16 protein-coding genes, 1 tRNA gene and 1 riboswitch are annotated in these 18,472 nt (G+C 60.4%); of the genes, 2 read left to right on the top strand and 15 right to left on the bottom strand.

The window, feature by feature from the left end; all coding sequences use genetic code 11:
• Positions 1-22 precede the first annotated feature (22 nt).
• From RBB75_RS04665 to purS, 9 genes are all read right to left on the bottom strand, one after another.
• Complete coding sequence (locus RBB75_RS04665) at positions 23-610, bottom strand: histidine phosphatase family protein (RefSeq protein ID WP_353069724.1); 588 nt, start codon at positions 608-610, stop codon at positions 23-25.
• Positions 607-1,371, bottom strand: coding sequence for an adenosylcobinamide-GDP ribazoletransferase (cobS, locus tag RBB75_RS04660; protein ID WP_353069723.1), 765 nt, complete (start codon positions 1,369-1,371; stop codon positions 607-609). Before cobS ends, RBB75_RS04665 begins: the two co-directional genes overlap by 4 nt.
• On the bottom strand, positions 1,368-2,438 hold the full coding sequence (cobT, locus tag RBB75_RS04655; RefSeq protein ID WP_353069722.1) for a nicotinate-nucleotide--dimethylbenzimidazole phosphoribosyltransferase: 1,071 nt from the start codon (positions 2,436-2,438) through the stop codon (positions 1,368-1,370). The genes cobS and cobT overlap by 4 nt, the downstream gene beginning before the upstream one ends.
• Complete coding sequence (locus RBB75_RS04650; RefSeq protein WP_353069721.1) at positions 2,435-3,826, bottom strand: cobyrinate a,c-diamide synthase; 1,392 nt, start codon at positions 3,824-3,826, stop codon at positions 2,435-2,437. Before RBB75_RS04650 ends, cobT begins: the two co-directional genes overlap by 4 nt.
• Positions 3,823-4,377 carry a bifunctional adenosylcobinamide kinase/adenosylcobinamide-phosphate guanylyltransferase gene (cobU, locus tag RBB75_RS04645; RefSeq protein WP_353069720.1) on the bottom strand — a complete coding sequence of 185 codons (555 nt, stop codon included), beginning with the start codon at positions 4,375-4,377 and terminating at the stop codon, positions 3,823-3,825. Before cobU ends, RBB75_RS04650 begins: the two co-directional genes overlap by 4 nt.
• Positions 4,378-4,504: 127 nt before the next feature.
• A riboswitch (cobalamin riboswitch) is annotated at positions 4,505-4,679 on the bottom strand.
• A 26-nt stretch (positions 4,680-4,705) separates the two neighbouring features.
• The gene (hemG, locus tag RBB75_RS04640) at positions 4,706-6,115 is read right to left on the bottom strand and encodes a protoporphyrinogen oxidase (protein ID WP_353069719.1); all 1,410 of its coding nucleotides are present in this window, start codon (positions 6,113-6,115) and stop codon (positions 4,706-4,708) included.
• 77 nt (positions 6,116-6,192) lie between these two features.
• A complete protein-coding gene (locus tag RBB75_RS04635; protein ID WP_353069718.1) occupies positions 6,193-7,215 on the bottom strand; it encodes a ferrochelatase in 1,023 nt (340 codons plus the stop codon).
• Positions 7,212-8,336, bottom strand: coding sequence for a uroporphyrinogen decarboxylase (hemE, locus tag RBB75_RS04630; RefSeq protein ID WP_353069717.1), 1,125 nt, complete (start codon positions 8,334-8,336; stop codon positions 7,212-7,214). Before hemE ends, RBB75_RS04635 begins: the two co-directional genes overlap by 4 nt.
• 149 nt (positions 8,337-8,485) lie before the next feature.
• Entirely contained in the window at positions 8,486-8,731 is a 246-nt protein-coding gene (gene purS, locus RBB75_RS04625; protein ID WP_179581391.1) for a phosphoribosylformylglycinamidine synthase subunit PurS, read from the bottom strand.
• Between the two features lie 140 nt (positions 8,732-8,871).
• Between purS and RBB75_RS04620 the strand changes: the two genes are divergently transcribed.
• On the top strand, positions 8,872-9,429 hold the full coding sequence (locus RBB75_RS04620; protein WP_179639533.1) for an inorganic diphosphatase: 558 nt from the start codon (positions 8,872-8,874) through the stop codon (positions 9,427-9,429).
• A gap of 118 nt (positions 9,430-9,547) precedes the next feature.
• On the opposite strand, the gene RBB75_RS04615 is transcribed toward RBB75_RS04620, so the two are convergent.
• Positions 9,548-10,918 (bottom strand): APC family permease, encoded by a 1,371-nt coding sequence (locus RBB75_RS04615; protein ID WP_353069716.1) that lies wholly within the window; start codon positions 10,916-10,918, stop codon positions 9,548-9,550.
• Positions 10,919-11,113: 195 nt separating this feature from the next.
• On the opposite strand from RBB75_RS04615, the gene RBB75_RS04610 reads away from it, so the two are divergent.
• A tRNA-Ser gene (locus RBB75_RS04610) sits at positions 11,114-11,205 on the top strand.
• Between the two features lie 276 nt (positions 11,206-11,481).
• On the opposite strand, the gene RBB75_RS04605 is transcribed toward RBB75_RS04610, so the two are convergent.
• The 5 genes from RBB75_RS04605 to RBB75_RS04585 form a co-directional block, all read right to left on the bottom strand.
• Positions 11,482-13,020 (bottom strand): MmgE/PrpD family protein, encoded by a 1,539-nt coding sequence (locus tag RBB75_RS04605; protein ID WP_353069715.1) that lies wholly within the window; start codon positions 13,018-13,020, stop codon positions 11,482-11,484.
• An 86-nt stretch (positions 13,021-13,106) separates the two neighbouring features.
• Positions 13,107-14,360 (bottom strand): cupin domain-containing protein, encoded by a 1,254-nt coding sequence (locus RBB75_RS04600; protein ID WP_353069714.1) that lies wholly within the window; start codon positions 14,358-14,360, stop codon positions 13,107-13,109.
• 34 nt (positions 14,361-14,394) lie between these two features.
• Entirely contained in the window at positions 14,395-15,888 is a 1,494-nt protein-coding gene (locus RBB75_RS04595) for an MmgE/PrpD family protein (RefSeq protein WP_353069713.1), read from the bottom strand.
• Between the two features lie 76 nt (positions 15,889-15,964).
• Positions 15,965-17,065, bottom strand: a complete 1,101-nt coding sequence (locus RBB75_RS04590; RefSeq protein WP_353069712.1) for an alpha/beta hydrolase — start codon at positions 17,063-17,065, stop codon at positions 15,965-15,967.
• On the bottom strand, positions 17,049-18,437 hold the full coding sequence (locus RBB75_RS04585) for a dicarboxylate/amino acid:cation symporter (RefSeq protein WP_353069711.1): 1,389 nt from the start codon (positions 18,435-18,437) through the stop codon (positions 17,049-17,051). Before RBB75_RS04585 ends, RBB75_RS04590 begins: the two co-directional genes overlap by 17 nt.
• Positions 18,438-18,472 lie beyond the last annotated feature (35 nt).

The raw sequence follows: 18,472 nt of genomic DNA, 5'->3' as shown, positions 1-18,472 counted from the left end.
CGTACGTCAACCTTACGCGAAGTCATGAGCTCGCTCCGATGATCTGCGTCAGGAGCGGTGGTGCAACCGTATGCCGAACAATGGCACAGTAGCTCTCAGTCTGTCTCCAGGCATCTTGCTGGCTGCAGTTGCCCAGCGAGCACAGCACGGTTCTCAGGACTCCCGCGTGGGTCACGACCGCGATCCTTTGTTCTATTGCCTTTGTAGACAAGAACTCCACTTCCTTCAGCACCCGCCGTTCAAAGTCGCTGAAGTCCTCTCCGTCAGGCGCCGCAAATCTCGGATATTCCGCCATCCATCGATGCGCATAAACCGCATCGCGCTGTTCAATGTCTTTCCAGCTAAGCCCCTCCCATGTGCCGAAGCTGATCTCACGCAGGGCCGCACGCACCTCGCACTCAACGCCGAACGCCTCGGCAATTGCGCTGGCAGTCGCCGCAGCGCGACGCAGATCGCTCGTGTAAACGATGTCGATACTCTCCTTGCGAAGTCTGTCGATCAACTCGGAGATCTGTTGCTGTCCGCGCGCATTGATGTCAGGGTCAGAGTGGCCGCAAAAGGTTCCAGCCATGTCTGTCGCCGCATGACGAATGAAGAGTATCTCGCTCATGCGATCCATACCCCACAGAAGTAAACCGCGATTTCGGTAAGCTGATTGGTTGCGCCGAAGCAATCTCCAGTCACGCCATCAATCCTTCGATAGTAGAACCACCCGCTCAATGTCACTACAAAGAGGGAGACGAAAAGAGGCTGCACGGAAGCCCGTCGAAGAGCGAAGACCACGATTGCGGCAGCGAAGGTCGAACCAAACAGCAGCGAAGGGAGAGAGGTGAGCCGAGCGATGCGCGCACCTTGTCCCTCCTGTTTGCGAGCAGGAGGGAGAAAATAACTCAGCGGAAGGGAGCTCCATCGGCAGAGCACATGGGCGGATATGACGTAAGCGGCAAAGTGCTCCATCGGCATTGAAGACAGCAGGAGATAGCGCGCCAGCAACGACAGAATAAGAGCAGTCGCGCCGTAACTTCCAATCCTGCTATCTCGCAGGATGGCTAATACCCGATCCTTAGTCCAACCACCGCCGAACCCGTCTGCAGTATCCGCAAGGCCATCTTCATGCAGAAAGCCGGTAATCAGTACAAAATAAGTGAGCACAACCAGCGCGGCAAGAGGACGAATAAGATGTGTTGTCAGCAGCTTTTGCAGCAGCACGGCTCCTGATCCGACAACTAATCCAACCAGCGGGAAAAATTTGACGGCACGCGAGAGGGAATCGGACTCGAACGCAATCGCAGGCATGGGGATTCGCGTGAGAAATTGGAAGGCGACTATGAGCTCCTCGCCAAGTCTCCGAATTTGTGCTGCTACGGTCAATCCCTAGCCTCGCTCACGCCGGCAGATTCAAACGTCGCCATCTGGTTATAAAGGCACATCGCGGACTCAAGGATCGGCATAGCCAGGACCGCGCCAGTGCCTTCGCCCAGACGCATATTCAACGCGAGAATCGGCCTCAATTCCAGGTAGTCGAGCAGCGCCTTGTGCCCGGGTTCTTCGGATTGATGTCCAGCAAAAAGATAGCCGCGCACCTGCGGGGCTAACGCGTATGCAATTGCAGCAGCTGCTGTAGAAATGAAGCCGTCGACAACCACTGCGACTCCATGCCGCGCCGCGCCGAGTATGAAACCCGTCATCGCAGCGATCTCCAACCCACCGACGATACGGAGTATATCGACTGGATCAGGCAGAGTGTCACCTTTCGCTTCCCCAAAATACTTCTGCAAAACTACTTCGATGATCCGGCGTTTGTGCTGCAACGCCTCGGTGTTCAGGCCGGTCCCTTTGCCGGTAGTGAACTCAACTGGTTTCCCGGTAAGAAGAGTGGTGATGGCGCTCGCAGCCGTGGTATTTCCAATGCCCATCTCGCCGACAGCAACCAGGTTGTGCCCCTTCGTCTTCGAATCGTCAGCCAGGTCCAGTCCTACACCAAGAGCTTCCGTCAACTCGTCGCTGCTCATTGCGGGCTCATGCATCATATTGCGCGTTCCCCTGCGCACTTTGCGATGCAACAGTCCGCCGATCCGGTTGAAGTCCGCATCCACACCGACATCGACAACATTCATCTCGACGCCGTGAAGTTTCGCGAGCACATTGATAGCCGCGCCATGAGCAAGAAAGTTGAGCACCATCTGCCGCGTCACTTCGCTTGGATACGCACTGACGCCCTCAGCGGTAACTCCATGATCGGCTGCAAAGATGTAGACAGCCTTTCGTAGCGGCTCCGCAAACTCCTGCTGTCGAATCGACACCATCTGTGCCGCAAAGTCTTCCAACCGGCCGAGACTGCCCAGCGGTTTGGTCAAAGTATCGAGATGCGCTCGTGCCTTTGCAAGCCACCGCTCACTAGGCGACTCAATGGTCGACACGATGTTAGAGTCGCTCACCGCGCCACCGTCTGCAGTGTGCGCGCTCGTCGAATGGCAGCGACAAAATCTCTCGCGATTGTAGGATTCGCCCGGAAGTGTAGATGAACATAGCTGGCCAGCACATTGCCTTGCCTAAATCCCTCAAGCTCCTCTTTGCCGGACATCGAGTACTGCACGCGATAATTTGTTGCCACCTCTCCCCGGGAAACAAGACACGAATAGTGAAAGCTGTGCCCGCGAACGGTGGTTCCTTTCACGCCCAGCAAGCAGTCGGCGGTGAACTCAACAGTGACGTATCCGAACTGCACGAGTTTATCCGTCATCTGCATCGACAGCGGTAGCACGCCAGCCATCGGGTACGTCTCCCCGTCCGTTGTGCTGAGGCTTTCGGATAGATAAATCATCCCTCCGCACTCCGCATAGACCGGTCTTCCCGAAGCCGCGAAGGTACGAACATCCTCGAGCATCCTGCGATTACTGCTCAACTGTTCTGCATGCAGTTCGGGATATCCTCCCCCCAGATACAGCCCGTCCAGTCCGTCTGGCAGACACCTGTCGTGCAGTGGACTGAACCAGACGATCTCAGCTCCCTGTTCGCGCAGCAGGTCAAGATTGTCCTCATAATAGAACGAGAACGCATGATCGGACGGGACGCCGATTCGCACATCTTCTTCAGATCGCGAACGCTTCACGCCGAAATCCTGATTCTCGTTCAGCTCCAAATCATAGTGCAGCTCAAGCAAACGATCCAGACAGAAGAACTTTTCCGCAAGCGCAGACAGCGTGTCGATCGCTGCATCGTTATCAATCGCCGCTTCCGCCGCCCCCTGCAAGCCAAGATGCCGTTCAGGAATCGCAATCGTCGGATCGCGCGGCAGCCAGCCCAGAATCTTTGTCCTGCAGTTGGTCTCAATCGCCGCCCGCAGCATCTCGTAGTGCCGCTCCGTCGCAACGCGGTTCAGAATCACACCAGCAAGCTGCAACTGCGGATCGAACATCTCAAAGCCGAGCACCACCGCTGCGATGCTTCGCGCAGTCTTTGCCGCATCGACAACCAGCACTACCGGCAGCTTCAGCAGCTTAGCAATCTCCGCGGTGCTTCCCGCTTCGGTGTTCCCGCTCTTTCCATCGAACAGTCCCATCATGCCTTCAGCAACCAGAACATCCGCGCCCCGAGCTGCATCTCGCAGAACACTTCGGTTCGCCTCTTCACTCAGCATCCACGTGTCAAGGTTGCGAGCCTTTCGCCCACATATTCGGGTGTGGTGTCCCGTGTCCAGAAAGTCAGGCCCACATTTGAACGGCTGCACCGCAAGCCCGCGCCGTCGAAGGCCCGCCATAACCGCAAGAGATACCGTAGTCTTACCAACGCCGCTTGCAGCACCTGAAATCAGCAGCCCTCTCACAGAGTCACCTCAAGATGTCCCTTCAGCGCAAGTGGCAGCCCGGCTACCATCAGCACCACATCATCGGCGACTCTTGCCACGCTCTGATTGATCTCTCCCAGCAGATCACGGTAACGCCGCCCCATCGGGTACGCCGGCACCACTCCGCTGCCCACCTCGTTTGAAACCAGCACAACCGAGCAACCAGCCGACCGCAACGCCTCACAGAAAGCCTCAACGCGACGATTTACGGTGTCCTGGTCATCACCTTCGGTCTCAAGAAGATTCGCCGCAAAGATCGTCAGGCAATCCACCACCATCACATCGCAGCTCTGCCCATGCTCTGTCAGTACCTGTACCAGCTCCAACGGCTCCTCCACCGTGATCCACTCCGCCGGGCGCTCTTTGCGATGCCGTTCGATCTTCCTCTGCATCTCGTCGTCCGAAGCCTTCGCTGTCGCCACAAAGATCACGCGGCTTTCTCGCTCTGCAAGCTGCTGCGCATAACGGCTCTTGCCGCTGCGAACGCCGCCAAGAACGAGTGTCACGGAACTCTGGCGCATCTCCTGCATTGTTAGCTCCTTGCCCGGCATCTTTCGAAGCAGCCGAGCAGAGCGGGAATAAAGTTAGGCAGCGCTCGGGCAGACCTCGGTTGCAGTCAGCGAGAATGCTCTTCAGCTCTCCCAGCGAAGCTGAATCAAGCCTGATCGGCCACCGGCAGGTCTCCTGACTTACGCTTCACCGAGCTTCGACTCACCTTCCCAGGACAAATCCCAGTGGCTTAATACCAATCGTCAAAACTCTCAGCGCTTACAGTTACGGGGTAGCGACGGATTTACACCGTCTTCCCAACACCAGTGTAGAAAAAGACTATCCCGGCCATTGCGCCGGGTCAAATATTTACAGCTCCGCGACCCCTGCAAGATCTTTATTCGCACCTGCGATACGCCTCGCCGCAACCCGGGCATCCCGAATTAGGTCGGGCACACCCACGCCACGATATCCGTTGCCAAGCAGCGACAGTCCATCAAGCTCACTCACTCGTTCATCTAGCTTCTTCATCCGTTCCAGATGCCCCACGGCATACTGTGGGAGGCTTCGCGGCCATCGCCGAACCACGGTCACTTGAGGCTCCGGCAGCGGCCCCAGAATCCTGGCCAGCTCCATCCGCGCCACTGCGGCGGTCTCGTCGTTACGACATCGCATCAGCCGTTCTGCAGCTTTGCCTCCAAAGAAGGCTCGCACTAACCGTCCACCCTGCGGCACCCGGTCTTCAAACTTCTGATCGACGAAGGTTGCAGCGAGCAGCAGACTATCGGAGCCTGGGGGCACCAGAAAGCCAAACCCAGGCGGCACGGGAAACTTCGTCGCATCGGGAAAGCCAAATGCCACCACCACCGCGGAGCTTGCCGCCATCTCCATCAACGGAGCCACCTCCGCGTCCACCGGTTTCAGCAAAGAACAAGCAACATCCACCGGAGTCGCCATCATCACGGCATCGAACCGTTCCACACCGCGAGCTGTTCCCACCAGCCAACCTTCGTCGCCGCACGACACAAATTGCACTTCGGCAGCCAGTCGAATCCAATCTTCAGGAATGGCCGCAATCATACGATCCACCAGCGTTCCCATACCGCTGCGCAGTGTAGTGAACACTGAGTGTTTCTTCGCTCCCGCACGCGCCTGCAGTGCGACGATCAGACTGCCATGCTCTCGTTCCATTGCGACAAAGGGAGTCATCACCGCCCGCACGCTCAACTTCGATACATCGCCGCCAAACACACCGCTCAGCAAAGGCGCACCGATCTTCGTCAGCACCTCTTCTCCAAAGTGGCGTCGAATAAACTCCGCAACGCTTTCATCCTCATCAGGAGCGTCCGCCCGCAACTGCTCCGCTCGTCCCACCTCTTCGCGATAAGCCCGCTTCGCCGCCGCGCTAAACATCTCCGACGCATCCAGCGCATCGAGATCGGCCGGCACCATCATCCGCATACCATCCGGTATCGCCTGCAGCTTCTTGTCGACCAGAATATAAGTCTTCCGCGTGGCATCGTTGGAAGGTATCACTTCATCGCCCAGGCCAAGCTCTTCTGCCAGCTCACGCGCCCACGGCTTCTCCGTCACCCACGCATCGGGTCCGCACTCAATCACGAACTCACCTTCATGCACCGTCTCGATAATTCCACCCAGGCGCGTCGAGGCTTCGAACAACACCACCTGCAGCGATGCGCCGTTACGGGCCTGCCGCGACAGCTCATACGCCGCCGCCAGTCCTGCGACTCCGCCGCCAACAATCGCAACGCGCTTCATCTTCTCTCCAGGAAACATCTGCCAATAAAAGAGCGGAGAACAGAGCCCCCGCCGTCGGCCCTCAAGACAGCCTATACCTAAGCCGGAACCATCACCTCATCGACGGTCGCCTTATATTTTCCGGTGATTACGTCCACCAGCGCCTCCACCAGCACCGGCGAGTCGTTCAGGCTCTCCGCCCGCCACAACTTCAGACCCAGCTCGCTCGCCGTCTGACGAAAAGCAACGTCAATGTCGTACAGAATCTCCACATGATCGCAGAGAAACCCCACCGGCTGCATCACGACGCCCACGTGCCCTTCTGCCTTGATCGCTTTGAGCGTGTCCTCCACCGTCGGCCCAATCCACGGTCCTCCGCTCATACCCTGACTCTGAAACGCGAAGTACCAATCGTTCTCGCGAAAACCGATTGCCGACATTCGATCGGCCACCATCTGTGCGGTGCGCTTGGCCTCCACAGGATAAGGATCAGGCGAGTCCTGCACAGGAGTTCCCGGCCTCGCTCCCGTAATCGAAGCCTCACCAGTCATGATTGTTCGGCACGGCACGCTGTGCGCTGTAAACAGAACCGGCACTCGCTGTCCCGACTCAGCGCAGGCTTCCGTCCACACCGGGCGCAGCTTCTCGGCAAAGGCCTCCGCCAGCAGCGGACTGTCCGCCCATCCAGCAACAAACTCAACCTCAATGCCAGTCGCCGCAGAGAGCACAGCCTTCCGGTAAAGTCCGACGCTGGTCCGGGAGTTCTGCGGAGCCAGGCACACAGCCTTGATTCTCGTCACTCCATCCTGTCGCATCTCCGCAACGGTGTCCGCAATATAGGGATGCCAGTTACGCATACCGACATACACCTTGCCCGCGTCCAAGACATGCTCCAACATATGTGCCTGCACCATCGTCCACTTCGTCAGCGGCGGAGGCTCCAACCCAGGCGCCTCTTGCAGCCCGATCTGCGCATACCGATGCTGCAGCTCTTTGACAATCTCCTGCGGCATCGCTCGCCCGCCGGTCACCTTGCTCAGATACTCGGCCATCTCACCCAGCATGTCCGGCGTTCCATGGGCAAGCAGCAAAACCGCGCTTTTACCTTTCTCAAAACTCATCGTCGTGTCACTCCAACCGCGCTCAACTCCTTGACCCACTCCACCACGCGAATTACATTCTCCACCGGCGTACCAGGCACAATGCCGTGGCCCAGGTTGAAGATGTGCCCGGGCCGTCCATTTGCGGCGGTCAGAATCTCGCGCACCTGATCCTTCAACACCTCTTCGTTTGCGAACAATGCAACCGGATCAAGATTTCCCTGCACCGCGCAGCCCGGGCCGACTGCCTTCCATCCCGCATCCAAAGGCGTCCGCCAATCCAGCCCAATCACGTCTGCTCCCGTCTCGCTCATCGCCGGCAGCAGGGAAGCGGTCTCCACGCCAAAGTAGATCACCGGCACTCCAAGGGACTTGATGCGCTCGACCAGCTCCGTCGTCCATCCAAGACAGTACCGCCGATAGTCTCGAACGCTCAGCTTTCCCACCCAGCTATCGAAGACCTGGATCACATCCGCGCCAGCCTCCACCTGCTGCTGCGCATAAGCAACTAAAACGGTAACAATCTTCTCCATCAGGAGCGACCACGCAGCTCCATCGGAGTACATCATCTTCTTCGTCTCGATGTAGTTGCGATCCCCGCCGCCCTGCTTGCCGCCCTCAATCATGTACCCAGCCAGCGTCCACGGAGCACCGCAGAATCCAATGATTCCCAACTCATCCCCATCCGCCCGCGGAGCAGCAAAGTGCTTTGCAACCTGCTCGATGGCGCGCGCAACGTACTGTAGTTCCTCCACGCGATCGGTCCGCAGCGCCTTCACATGCTCCAGCGTCCGCACCGGCGTATGAACCACCGGCCCTTCTCCCGCAACGAACTCGAAGTCCAGTCCCATCGGCGTAAACGGCAGCAGCAGATCGGCAAAGATAATCGCAGCATCCACGCCCAGCCGTTCAGCGGCCGTAATCGTTACCTCGGCCGCAATCGTCGGAGTCCGGCAGATCTCCAGCAGCGAATGGTGCTTCCGCACGGCCATATACTCCGGCATGTACCGCCCTGCCTGCCGCAGAAACCACACCGGCGTCCTGGCTACCGGCCGACGCAGGCACGCCCGCACAAAGCGGCTGCCGCCCGACGCCGCATCGGCAGACCATACTGTCGCACCTTCCACGATCGCATCACTCAAAAGACTCGTCCTCTATAACCTTTTAAGCCTAGCACTCGTGGCTCGTCGCGCGAACTCGCGCCAGCCTAAGCTGTTCATGGCACCCGAAAAATTCACGTCACTTTAGTATCGGGTGCCGCCCGTCGAGTACAGACCCAAAAAGCCTTCGCTCAGGCCTCAAGCCGGAACGTAAACTCTTCAATCACAGGGTTTGTCAGCACCTCACGCGCAATCCGTTCCACTTCGGCCTGCGCGGCGCTCTGTTCCAATCCATTTTCCAGAGTCAGCAGAAAATACTTCCCCTGCCGTACATCCGCAACGCCGCGATATTCCATCCGCCGCAAAGCATCTGCAACCGTCTGCCCCTGGGCATCCAGCACCGTTCGTTTCAGCGTGACATAGACATGAGCCTTCATCTTGTCTGATTATAGACAAGGTGCAGCCTTCGCCCTCAATCGAGGTCACGAACCTCCGCCAGGCAAGCTCGGACCCAAGCGACACAACGCCGCCCTCCGCCTAAAACTTTGATCGGACAAGAGAAGAGACACCAGCCTTTATGACGAACTACCTGGAACTCCCCGTTGGGCCTAAAAGCCCCGAGGTCATCAACGCAGTCATCGAGATTCCCTACGAGGGTGTCAACAAGTACGAGTACGACAAGGAGCTCCACGTCTTCCGTCTCGACCGCAACCTCTACTCCCCCGTCCACTACCCCGGCGACTACGGCTTCATCCCCAGCACCCTCGGCGACGACGGCGACCCCCTCGACTGCCTCGTCCTCGTCGACACTCCCAGCTTCTCCGGCTGCGTCATGCAGGTCCGCCCCATCGGTGTCCTCGAGATGCTCGATCAGGGCCTCGGCGACGAGAAGGTCCTCTGCGTCGGACAGGACAACCCTCGCTACAAAGATGTCTGGAACTTCTCCGAGATATATCCCCACATGCTTAAGGAGATCACCCACTTCTTCGCTATCTATAAGGACCTCGAAGGCAAGCGCGTCGAAGTCAAAGGCTGGCGCGACGCCTCCTTCGCCCGCAACAAGGTCCTCGAAGCCCAGCAGCGCTTCCTCGATAACAAAGTCACGCCCATCCCCAAGCCAGTCCCGAAAAAATAGTCTAAGCCAGATCCCGACCAACGGGAGGGTCAAGCCCCTCATCCTGCCGAGACAGGGTACACAAGTCACGAAGTGACCGCCTCACGCGCAGTGAGCCCGTCCGGCAGGACAAGCACTTTCACCCACCCAAGCGGCCCTTCCGCACCATCCGCGCCCCCAGATAAACCATCGGCCCCGCCGCCGCCACAATCCCCGCAAACTCCAGCGCCGGCAGCCCAGCCACCCGCTCCCCTCGCGCTGCCCATAGCGCAAACGCGATCAACACCCCCGGCCCAACCCCCATCCCCACCGCACCCCAAACCCCACCCGGCACCCTGAACGGCCTCGCCAATCCGGGCTCTTTCACCCGCAATACCACCAGCGCCACAAACTCCAGCATCAACGCCCCTCCATACAGCACCAGGTCAATCGAGATCAGCCGCTCAAATGACAACCGCAGCGCCAGCGCCCACCCCACCGAACACACCGCCACGCTTACCCACGGCACGCCCCACCTGTTCTTCCGCTCCATCACCTCCGGCAGCAGACCCTCCTCTGCCAGCGCATACGGCACACGCGTATAGCTCATCATCAGCGCGTTGAACATCCCCCCACCATTGATCATTCCACCCAGCACCACGCACAGCGCCAGCCAGGGTCCTACCAGCTCTCTCGCCGCATCCGTCCACGCCCCCGTAGAAAACTGTGCCGCCGGAATCCCCACCAGCGCCACCGCGGCCAGCGGCAGCACATACGTCAGCGCTACCAGCCCCGTCGCCGACAGCATCGCCCGCGGATAGTTCCTCTGCGGCTCCTCCACCTCCTGCGCCACCGTCGACGCATTATCCCACCCCATATAGTTCCACAGCGTCACCGACACCGCCCCCGCCCAATCCACTCGCCCCGTCCCAACTCCCGGTCCACGAAGCAAAGCGAACTCCACCCCATGCCCACTCACCAGCCCCTTCCACAACCCCACCGCTGTCAGCACCACAAAAGGCGACAGCAGCACGCAGAACAGCCCCACCGACCCCTCGCCCACCGCCCGCGCCCCTCGCAGATTCCACACCATACAAACCACCACCACCGCCAGCGCCCAAGCCGTCCCCCGATACCCCGCCGTCCACGCCGGCTCAATCCTCCCCAGGTACAGCACAAAGATCGTCGGGTAGATTGCCATATCGAACACGCTCGCCGCCAGGCTCAGCCACGCCTCCTGAAACCCCCAGAACTCCCCCATCGCCCGCCGCACCCACCGGTAGTACCCACCCTCCTCCGGTATAGCCGCCGCCAGCTCCCCCACCATCAAACTCGTCGGCAGACTCCACACCACCGGAATCACCAGCAGCAGCAGCAGAGCCCGCCCATAACCCGCCATGCCAATCACATCTTCCAGCCCATACGGCCCACCCGCCACCATAAAGTACGTCGCCGCAATCAGCGGCAGCAGCCGTATCTTCCCCCCGCCCGCCGCCCTCGCTCTTCCCAAACCCACCCGGCCCAGCGCCATTCAGTCTTTATATAGCGAGTCCCGCCAGACCGCGAACCCGAAGCGCCTCACTTACCAGACATTCTTCGTCGTCTCCACCTGTCGTCATGCCACGAAGTGGCCGACTCGTTAACCCGCTGACTCGCGAAGCAGCTGTCTTGCTATAATTGCCTCAGCCGGGCATCACCTATAGGTGATGCTCACCGCAACACAGACGGAGAGTTGGCCGAGTGGCTGAAGGCGGCGGTTTGCTAAACCGTTATAGGGCGAAAGCTCTATCGGGGGTTCGAATCCCCCATTCTCCGCCACAAACTAGTATCAGGATCCCCAAGAGACCTCTAGATTTCCGGTGAAGCAGACGAGGCATCACCTCATCGCGGAAGTTCGCGTGGGCGGACCATCCGTCCGATCCAGCCTCGTTCCCGAATGAACGAACGACAGGCTGTGGCAGTCAAGTCGATCATGACGCGGATTGTCTCCAGCACGCTTTCCATCCAGTGTGAACGCGGCCTACGCGGGCGGTCTTCTCGCCTTTGGAGCCAAGCGTCGACGCGCCTTTTGCTCCATGCGCTTGTGTCCCAATATCATGACGAGCTGCGAAGCAACCGGCTGAGAGTGTGTATGTCTGTGAGTTGCTCGAGCTGGAGGACTGCAGAGATAAGCGCCTTCGAGGACGCAGGTCCGAGGACAGGTTCGATGAGGTCGCGGGACTTGGCGATGATCTCTTCACGACTCATTGGGTTCTCGGCAGTTCCGCGGACGGCGTCGACGTGCTGGGTGAGGACGGTGCCGTCATTCAAAAGGATCTCGACGGTGGCTTCGCGGGCGGGGAGGCGTTTCTCGAGCTCTTCGTCTCCGATCAGAGTGACTTTGGCGCGTTGTTGGAGGATGCCTGAATCCTTCATGAGGGCGGCGTCGTGGGCAGAGCGAAAGGTTAGGGTTCGCTGGACGAGCGTGACGGCGACGAGGTGTTGGAGGCAGATGTCGGGGAGTGCGCGGTTGTCGACTATCGTGGCCTCGCGGGTGGCGACTTTTACGGTGACGTGACGAACCTGGTCCGGGGTGAAGGAGTGCTGGTTCAGGAGGAGCTGAACGGCGTCGAGCGGCGCTTGAATGGGCGAGCCGACGCACCATTTCTTGATATTCGTGCGTGTGATCTCGTAGTGCTCTCCGAGACCGCCGACTAGATTCTTGGCGAGCCCCTGAGGATTGGCGTGAGAGGCGTAGGCTGCGAAGAAGCTTTCGGGGCCTGAGAGCACATCATCGACGCCGCTCCAGCCCGCCTGAACCAGCAAAGCGGAGGTGACTCCATTGCGGGCGGGCATGCCGGCGAAGACGAAGGCTTTTTCGACGTGGAGGGTGTCCCGTTGCCACGCAGTGAAGCCTGAGGACTGCTGCGAAGCGTAATCGAGGAGGAGGCGCATCTGGCGTACGTCGAGGGAGGCGGCACAGCCAGCGGCAGCTGCGGCTCCGAAGCCTTCGGAGGTGGCGTGGGGATCACGGTGTGTCTCGGTCTGATAGTTGACTCCACCGAGGGTGACGCCGAAGCGCGGGCCTATGTCGTACCCGAGGGTGACGGCGCGGAGAAAGTGGGAGCCGGAGATGTTGAACTGTTCGCCCACAGCGAGTGCGGCGGGAACTACAGCGCAGCCTGGGTGGGACTGCGACGGGGAGTGGGAGTCATCGGTCTCGTCGGAGTGGGCGAGGACTCCGTTGGCCAGGGCGGCTTCGAGCGGACCGCACAGAATGGTGGAGGTGGCGACAGAGGCGACTGGCTTACCGCCGTAGGATTGCGCGAATGCGATGGCGGCGCGGCCGGGAGGAAGCTGGGAGCCGGAGATCATAGCGGCGAAGGTGTCGAGGATGTGATTCTTTGCCTGCTCGATGATGGCGAGAGGGAGTGGCCGGGTGGCGGCCTGGGCCATGTAGGTGCTGAGGGTCTGCATGACAGGGCCGATGGGGGCGGAGGGCGTCTGCTGCTCCTCTGAAAATAGATAGGAACGAAGAGGCAGAGCCGCGCCGGCCAGCACACAGGCTCCCTTTGCGAGCAGATTCCGGCGAGTGAGTTGGGGGACGGAGTTTGTGGCCTCCATTGGTTTGAACGATAGGTGCGGTGCGTCCATTGAGTCTCCTGAATTCGGGCAAATCGCGGTGGTGGGGAAGCGGAACAACGAGGATGCCACGCAGGAATCCCCATCACGACACGCGACTAAAGGATGGCCAGCTTCTCTGCGGGAATGCGGCTTATGGAAGAGGCGTCAAGGTTGAGGTGAGCCGAGACCATCTCTGGGGGGAGACGACGTATCCAGTTATTGAGAGAGAACTCGAGGAATTGATCGAGCTTGAACATCTCAAGAAAGATGAGGTCGGAGGAGCCGGTGTTTTCGATGTAGTGGCCAGCAGCCGTGGGGACGAAGCCAACGTCGTTTGCGTTGAAGTCCATGGTGCGTGCGCGGCCACCTGGGGCTATGACAGTCATCCTGCCGGAGCCTGCGATGTAGAACTGCCATTCGGCGGCGGTGGGGTGCCAATGCAGCTCGCGCAGGCCTCCGGGTTTGAGGGTTACGATGCCGGCGGCGACGGACTTCGAAGCGGGAAAGTTACGCGAGTCGACGATGCGAACTTCGCCCTGGGCGGAAGACTTTGTGGGCGGCATGGATCCCGCGCGGAAGATGTATTGGATGGGCGATACGGCAGAGGGACCGCCTGCGGATTGGCGGTCGTGCTCGAGGGACTGCGGCAGCGCGGCGGGGAAGATGAAGAGTTCGCGTGTGGGCAGCTTCGAAAGCTCGCTGGTGCTAAGGCGGAAGTTCTTTTCAAGGATCTCTGGCGGGGTGTGAGCGACCCACTCGGAGATGGAAAAGGTGTTCTCCTCGGAGAAAAATCCTTCGTCGAAGACCAAAAGAAACTCGCAGCCGTCGGAGGCGAGGCCCTGAATGGAGTGCGGGAAGCCAGCGGGAAAAAACCAGAGGTCGCCCTTGGAGACATCTTCGATCTGGATGGTCCCGTCCGGATTGAGGACAGTTACGCGGGCGGAGCCGTAGATCATGTAGGCCCACTCGTCTGCGGTGTGCCAGTGGAGCTCGCGGAAGCTCCCGGCGGTGAGGCGCATGTTGACTCCGGCGAGATCCCTGGATGGAGGAAGCTCACGCTGAGTCACTTGATGTGTCCAGCCACCATTCTCCAGGCGTTTGTGGTTAAGGTCGAAGGAGTACCAGATCGGTCCAATGTCTCCACGGTCAGTACGGGGAGGAGTATTAGAGCTGGGGTTTTCTTTGAGGAGCGGAAGATTCTCTTGACCGGGATTAGAGCCGGATGCGTTATGTGGGGTGGCCGATGGCTGTTGGGCGGAGAGGCTGGCACCTCCTAAGGCTGCGGCGGCTAAGGCTACGGAACCGGCCTCCAGGAAGGAGCGGCGTGATAGAGAGTCGGCGGAAGGCCTTTCGTCGTTCTGGTTCAGCATGGATTCCTCGGGAAGGTAGTGGATGGATCGTTTGTCATGCGATGGATCCCAGACGCGGGAGGTCGCCGGCGTTGTGTTGCTCGGGTAGGTTCCAAGCAAAAGTGAGAAGCTCTTCGATCTGGGCGGGGGGAAGGATTCCGGTGGCGAGCTGGGTGAACTTGAAGGAGAGGTCTTTGTCGGTGAGCGGGTTCTGGACGCTGCCTACGGCGTGCTCTACGTGTTTGGTGAAGGTTTGGCCGCCTGTGGTGGTGATGGTGATGTACGCCTCGTCGGTGCGGATGGCGGGGTCAACGGAGACGTAGACGCGCTCGCGCAGGGCAACGACCTGGGGATCGCGCGCGGCCTCGTCGGTGTACTCCTTCTCTCCTGCGAAGCCGCGGAGGAGAGCGACTGCGGCGGAGTGGAAGACGCTGAACTTGGCTTCGAGTCCAGTGGTGGGTGTCTTCTTGCCGGTGAGCTCGAGGACGAGGGGGTTGGCGCGAATGGCGATGGATCGGATCTCGGGGGCTTTGAGGTTGTGCTGGTTGCGGAGTTGGAGGACGCCGTCGATGACGGGATGGATGACGATGCCGCAGGCGAAGGGCTTGTAGGTGTTGAGGACGATCTCGTAGTGCTGGCCGAGGCCGTCGAGGAGCGGGGCGTAGTTGTGCTGGCGGGAGGCGGCGAAGATGTAGCCTTCGTGACCCTCGATGCTCTCGTCGGAGCTGGTGAAGTTGCTTGCGGCGAGGAGTGCGGCGAGGAGGCCGTTCTCGGCGGCGCGGCCGATGTTGAGGCTCTTCGACATGCTGCCGAACATGATCTTGAGGCCAGCGGCTTCGGTGGCGGCGATGCCGAGAGCCCACCGCATCTGCTGGGGGTTGAGTCCGAGGATGCGTCCGCAGGCGGCGGCGGCACCGAAGGCTCCGCAGGTTCCTGTGATGTGCCAGCCCATGTCGTAGTGGGAGGGATAGATGGCTTTGCCGAGACGGCACTCGATCTCGGTGCCGAGGATGAAGGCGTGGAGGAGATCGGCTCCGCTGACTAGTCGGGTCTGAGCGAGCGAGAAGAGGGCGCTGGCGACGGGGCCTGCGGGGTGGATGATGGTCTCGAGGTGGGTGTCGTCGTAGTCGAGCACGTGGGAGCTGATGCCGGTGATGAGGGCGGCGCGAAGCGGATCGAGGGTCTCGGGGCGGCCGAAGAGATGGGCGGAGGAGGTGCCGGTGTAGGGCTGAAGGGTGGCGAGGGCTCGAACGACGGCCTGCTGGCCAGAGCCTCCGACGGTGACTCCGACCCAGTTGACGATGGAGCGCACCGCTTCCTTTCGCACATTGTCGGGTACGGCGGATGGCGGAGAGGAGACCAGCCAGTCGGCGAGGATGCGGGTCGCGGGGGGAGTGGACGGTTGGACGTCGCTGGTTGCTTGCGGCGTAGGTGTCTGCGCTGCGGGTGTTTGCGGGGATGGGGCGACGGTGACCGCGTTGGCGGAGACTCCGGCCAGTGCTCCCTGGACGAGGAAGGCGCGGCGGGAGAGCAGATGGGAGAGACTCATAGGAGGAGAGTTGCTCGCTTTCCGAAGGTGCACGGGAGTATTCGTGCGAAGTGCCGTCAATGTTAAGGAACAAACGTTAAAAACCGGAGTCTGGTGGAGGAGGCTTCTGATCGAGACGCGGAGGCATATCGAGGAACGCTCGCATGGTGTGCCAGAGTTGACTTCGGTTTGTGCCGAGGGCGACCGAGTGAGCGGCCCCGGGGAGGATGACGAACTCGCGGTCGGGTATGGGAAGGTTGCGAAAGAAGTTCAGGAGATCTTCCTCGGTGGCAATGCCGTCATACTCGCCGCGCACGATGAGGACGGGAACGCGGAGTTTGGTGGGGTCGACGAGGGGAAGGTTGGCGGACATATCGAGGTAGGTCCCGGTAGGGGCAAAGTCACCGAACTTGAGCTCGGCATCGGCCATAGCCTCGGCGACGGCGGGATCGGAGGTGCCGGGCTTGTCGCGGGTGAAGATGCTGCGGATGGCGTCCCGGCCACGTGGTCTAAGGTTGTGGGTGCGGTAGGAGTCCAGCGACTCGGCGCGTTTGGTGAGGGTGGAAGAGCCCTTCCCTGTCCAGGTGAAGGCTGCAAGAACGAGGCGGCGGACGCTGGCGGGCTGGGCGACGGCGAAGGCTCCGGCGCGGAGTGCGCCGCCGGACTCTCCGTAGAGATGAAAGCTAGGCTGGCCGGTCTCCTGTTCGACGATCAGGCTGGCTGCCTTCAGGTCTTCCACGCCGTCGGCGATGTTCGAGTTGCCGGCAGAGGGCGAGGATCTGCCATAGCCCTCGAAGTCGATGGTCCAGACATCGAAGCCGAACTCTACGAACTTGTTCATCAGGGAGTATTCGCCGTGGCCGGGAACTTCGAGGTCAAAGGTTGGCCGGGAGGAGACGGAGGAGCCGTGACAGAGGAAGAGGATGGGGCGGGTGGAGTGGCCGGATGGGGCGTGGCCGGCGTTCTTGCGGAAGAGGTAGAGCTTAAGGTCTCCCCTGTGGGCCCAGTACTCGCGGCTCCACATGACCGTTTGCGAGGTTTGCTTTGCAGAGGCGTGGGCGCTTAGTGTGTGAGGGTCTCCCAGCAGTGCCATGGTGCTCGCGAGAGCCAAGGGGGAGCGGAGTAGAAAGCTTCGGCGCGAAGGCGCGGTCTCTGGAGTGTTGGAACCTCCGAGCACGGGTTCATCCGATGGGTTCATGTTCTTCTTCGCTCTCCGAGATCTGTTGGTCTCTGGTTTGTCGCTCCATGCTCGGTTGGTCCATGATCTGCTGTTCGATGGTGCGATTAGTTGGCATCGCTAGAGCCTGGGTGAGTGCGGAGCCTTCGATCTCATGCTCCCATGAGGCTACAACGATGGTGCCTACGCCGTTGCCGATCATGTTGACCAGGGCGCGAAAGGTGCTGAGAAAGCGATCGATGCCGAGGATGAGGGCCATGCCCGCAACCGGGATGGTGGGCACGACGATGAGGGTTCCGACGAGCGCGACAAAGCCTGCGCCCTGTACGCCGCTTGCACCCTTGGAGGTGAGGATTGCGACAGCAAACAGGCTGAGCTGCTGGCCGATGGTGAGGTGGGTGTTGGTGGCTTGAGCTACGAAGAGCGCGGCCATGGTGATGTAGAGACTGCTGCCATCGGTGTTGAAGGTGTAGCCGGTAGGGACGACGAGGCCGACGAGAGCTTTGGAGCAGCCGAGGCGCTCCATCTTCTCCATCAGGCTGGGGAGAGCCGACTCCGAGGAGCTGGTGCCGAGGACGAGAAGAATCTCTTCCTTGATGTAGCGCAGGAAGCGAAAGATGTTGAAGCCGGCCAGCCAGGAGACCGCGCCGAGAACGATGATGACGAAGAGCGCGCAGGTGAGATAGAAGGTGAGGATGAGCTTGAGCAGAGGCCCGAGGGACATGACGCCGTAGCGTCCCACGGTGAAGGCCATCGCTCCGAAGGCGCCGATGGGTGCGAGGCGCATGAAGAGATTGACGATGGTGAAGATGGCCTGGGTCAGCACCTCGAGCAGGCGGAGGAGAGGCTCGGCGCGGCTGTGCATCATGGCGAGGGCGACACCTAAGAGGACGGAGATGAAGACGACCTGCAGGATGTCTCCTTTGGCAAAGGCGTCGACCATAGTGGTGGGAATGATGTGCAGCAGGAATTGCGTGGTGTTTTGCGCCTTGGCCGCGCCGGAGTACTCGGCTACTGCCTTCACGTCGAGGGTTGCGGGGTTGACGTTCAATCCGCTGCCGGGGTGGGCGAGATTTCCCGCGACCAGGCCGATGAAGAGCGCGAGGGTGGAGACGACCTCAAAGTAGAGCAGGGCCTTGCCTCCGACGCGCCCGACCTTCTTCATATCCTGCATGCCAGCGATGCCGGTGACGACGGTGCAGAAGATCACCACGGTGATGACCATGGCGATGAGTTTGATGAAGGCGTCTCCGAGCGGCTTCATGGCGATGGCCGTCTGCGGCGCGAAGCGACCCAGAGCCACCCCTAGAACGATCGCCACGGTGACCTGCACGGAGAGGCTCTGATAGAAAGGCTTGCGCAGCGGAACGTCTGGCTCGATCTCTGTTCTCATGGTCACTTTCCTTGGGCCATGTTCCAGGCCTGTGT

This window comes from Tunturibacter empetritectus (genome assembly GCF_040358985.1).
Lineage (GTDB): Bacteria > Acidobacteriota > Terriglobia > Terriglobales > Acidobacteriaceae > Edaphobacter > Edaphobacter empetritectus.
The sequence above is the reverse complement of the archived record's forward strand: the minus strand, read 5'-3'. Positions and strand labels throughout refer to the sequence as shown.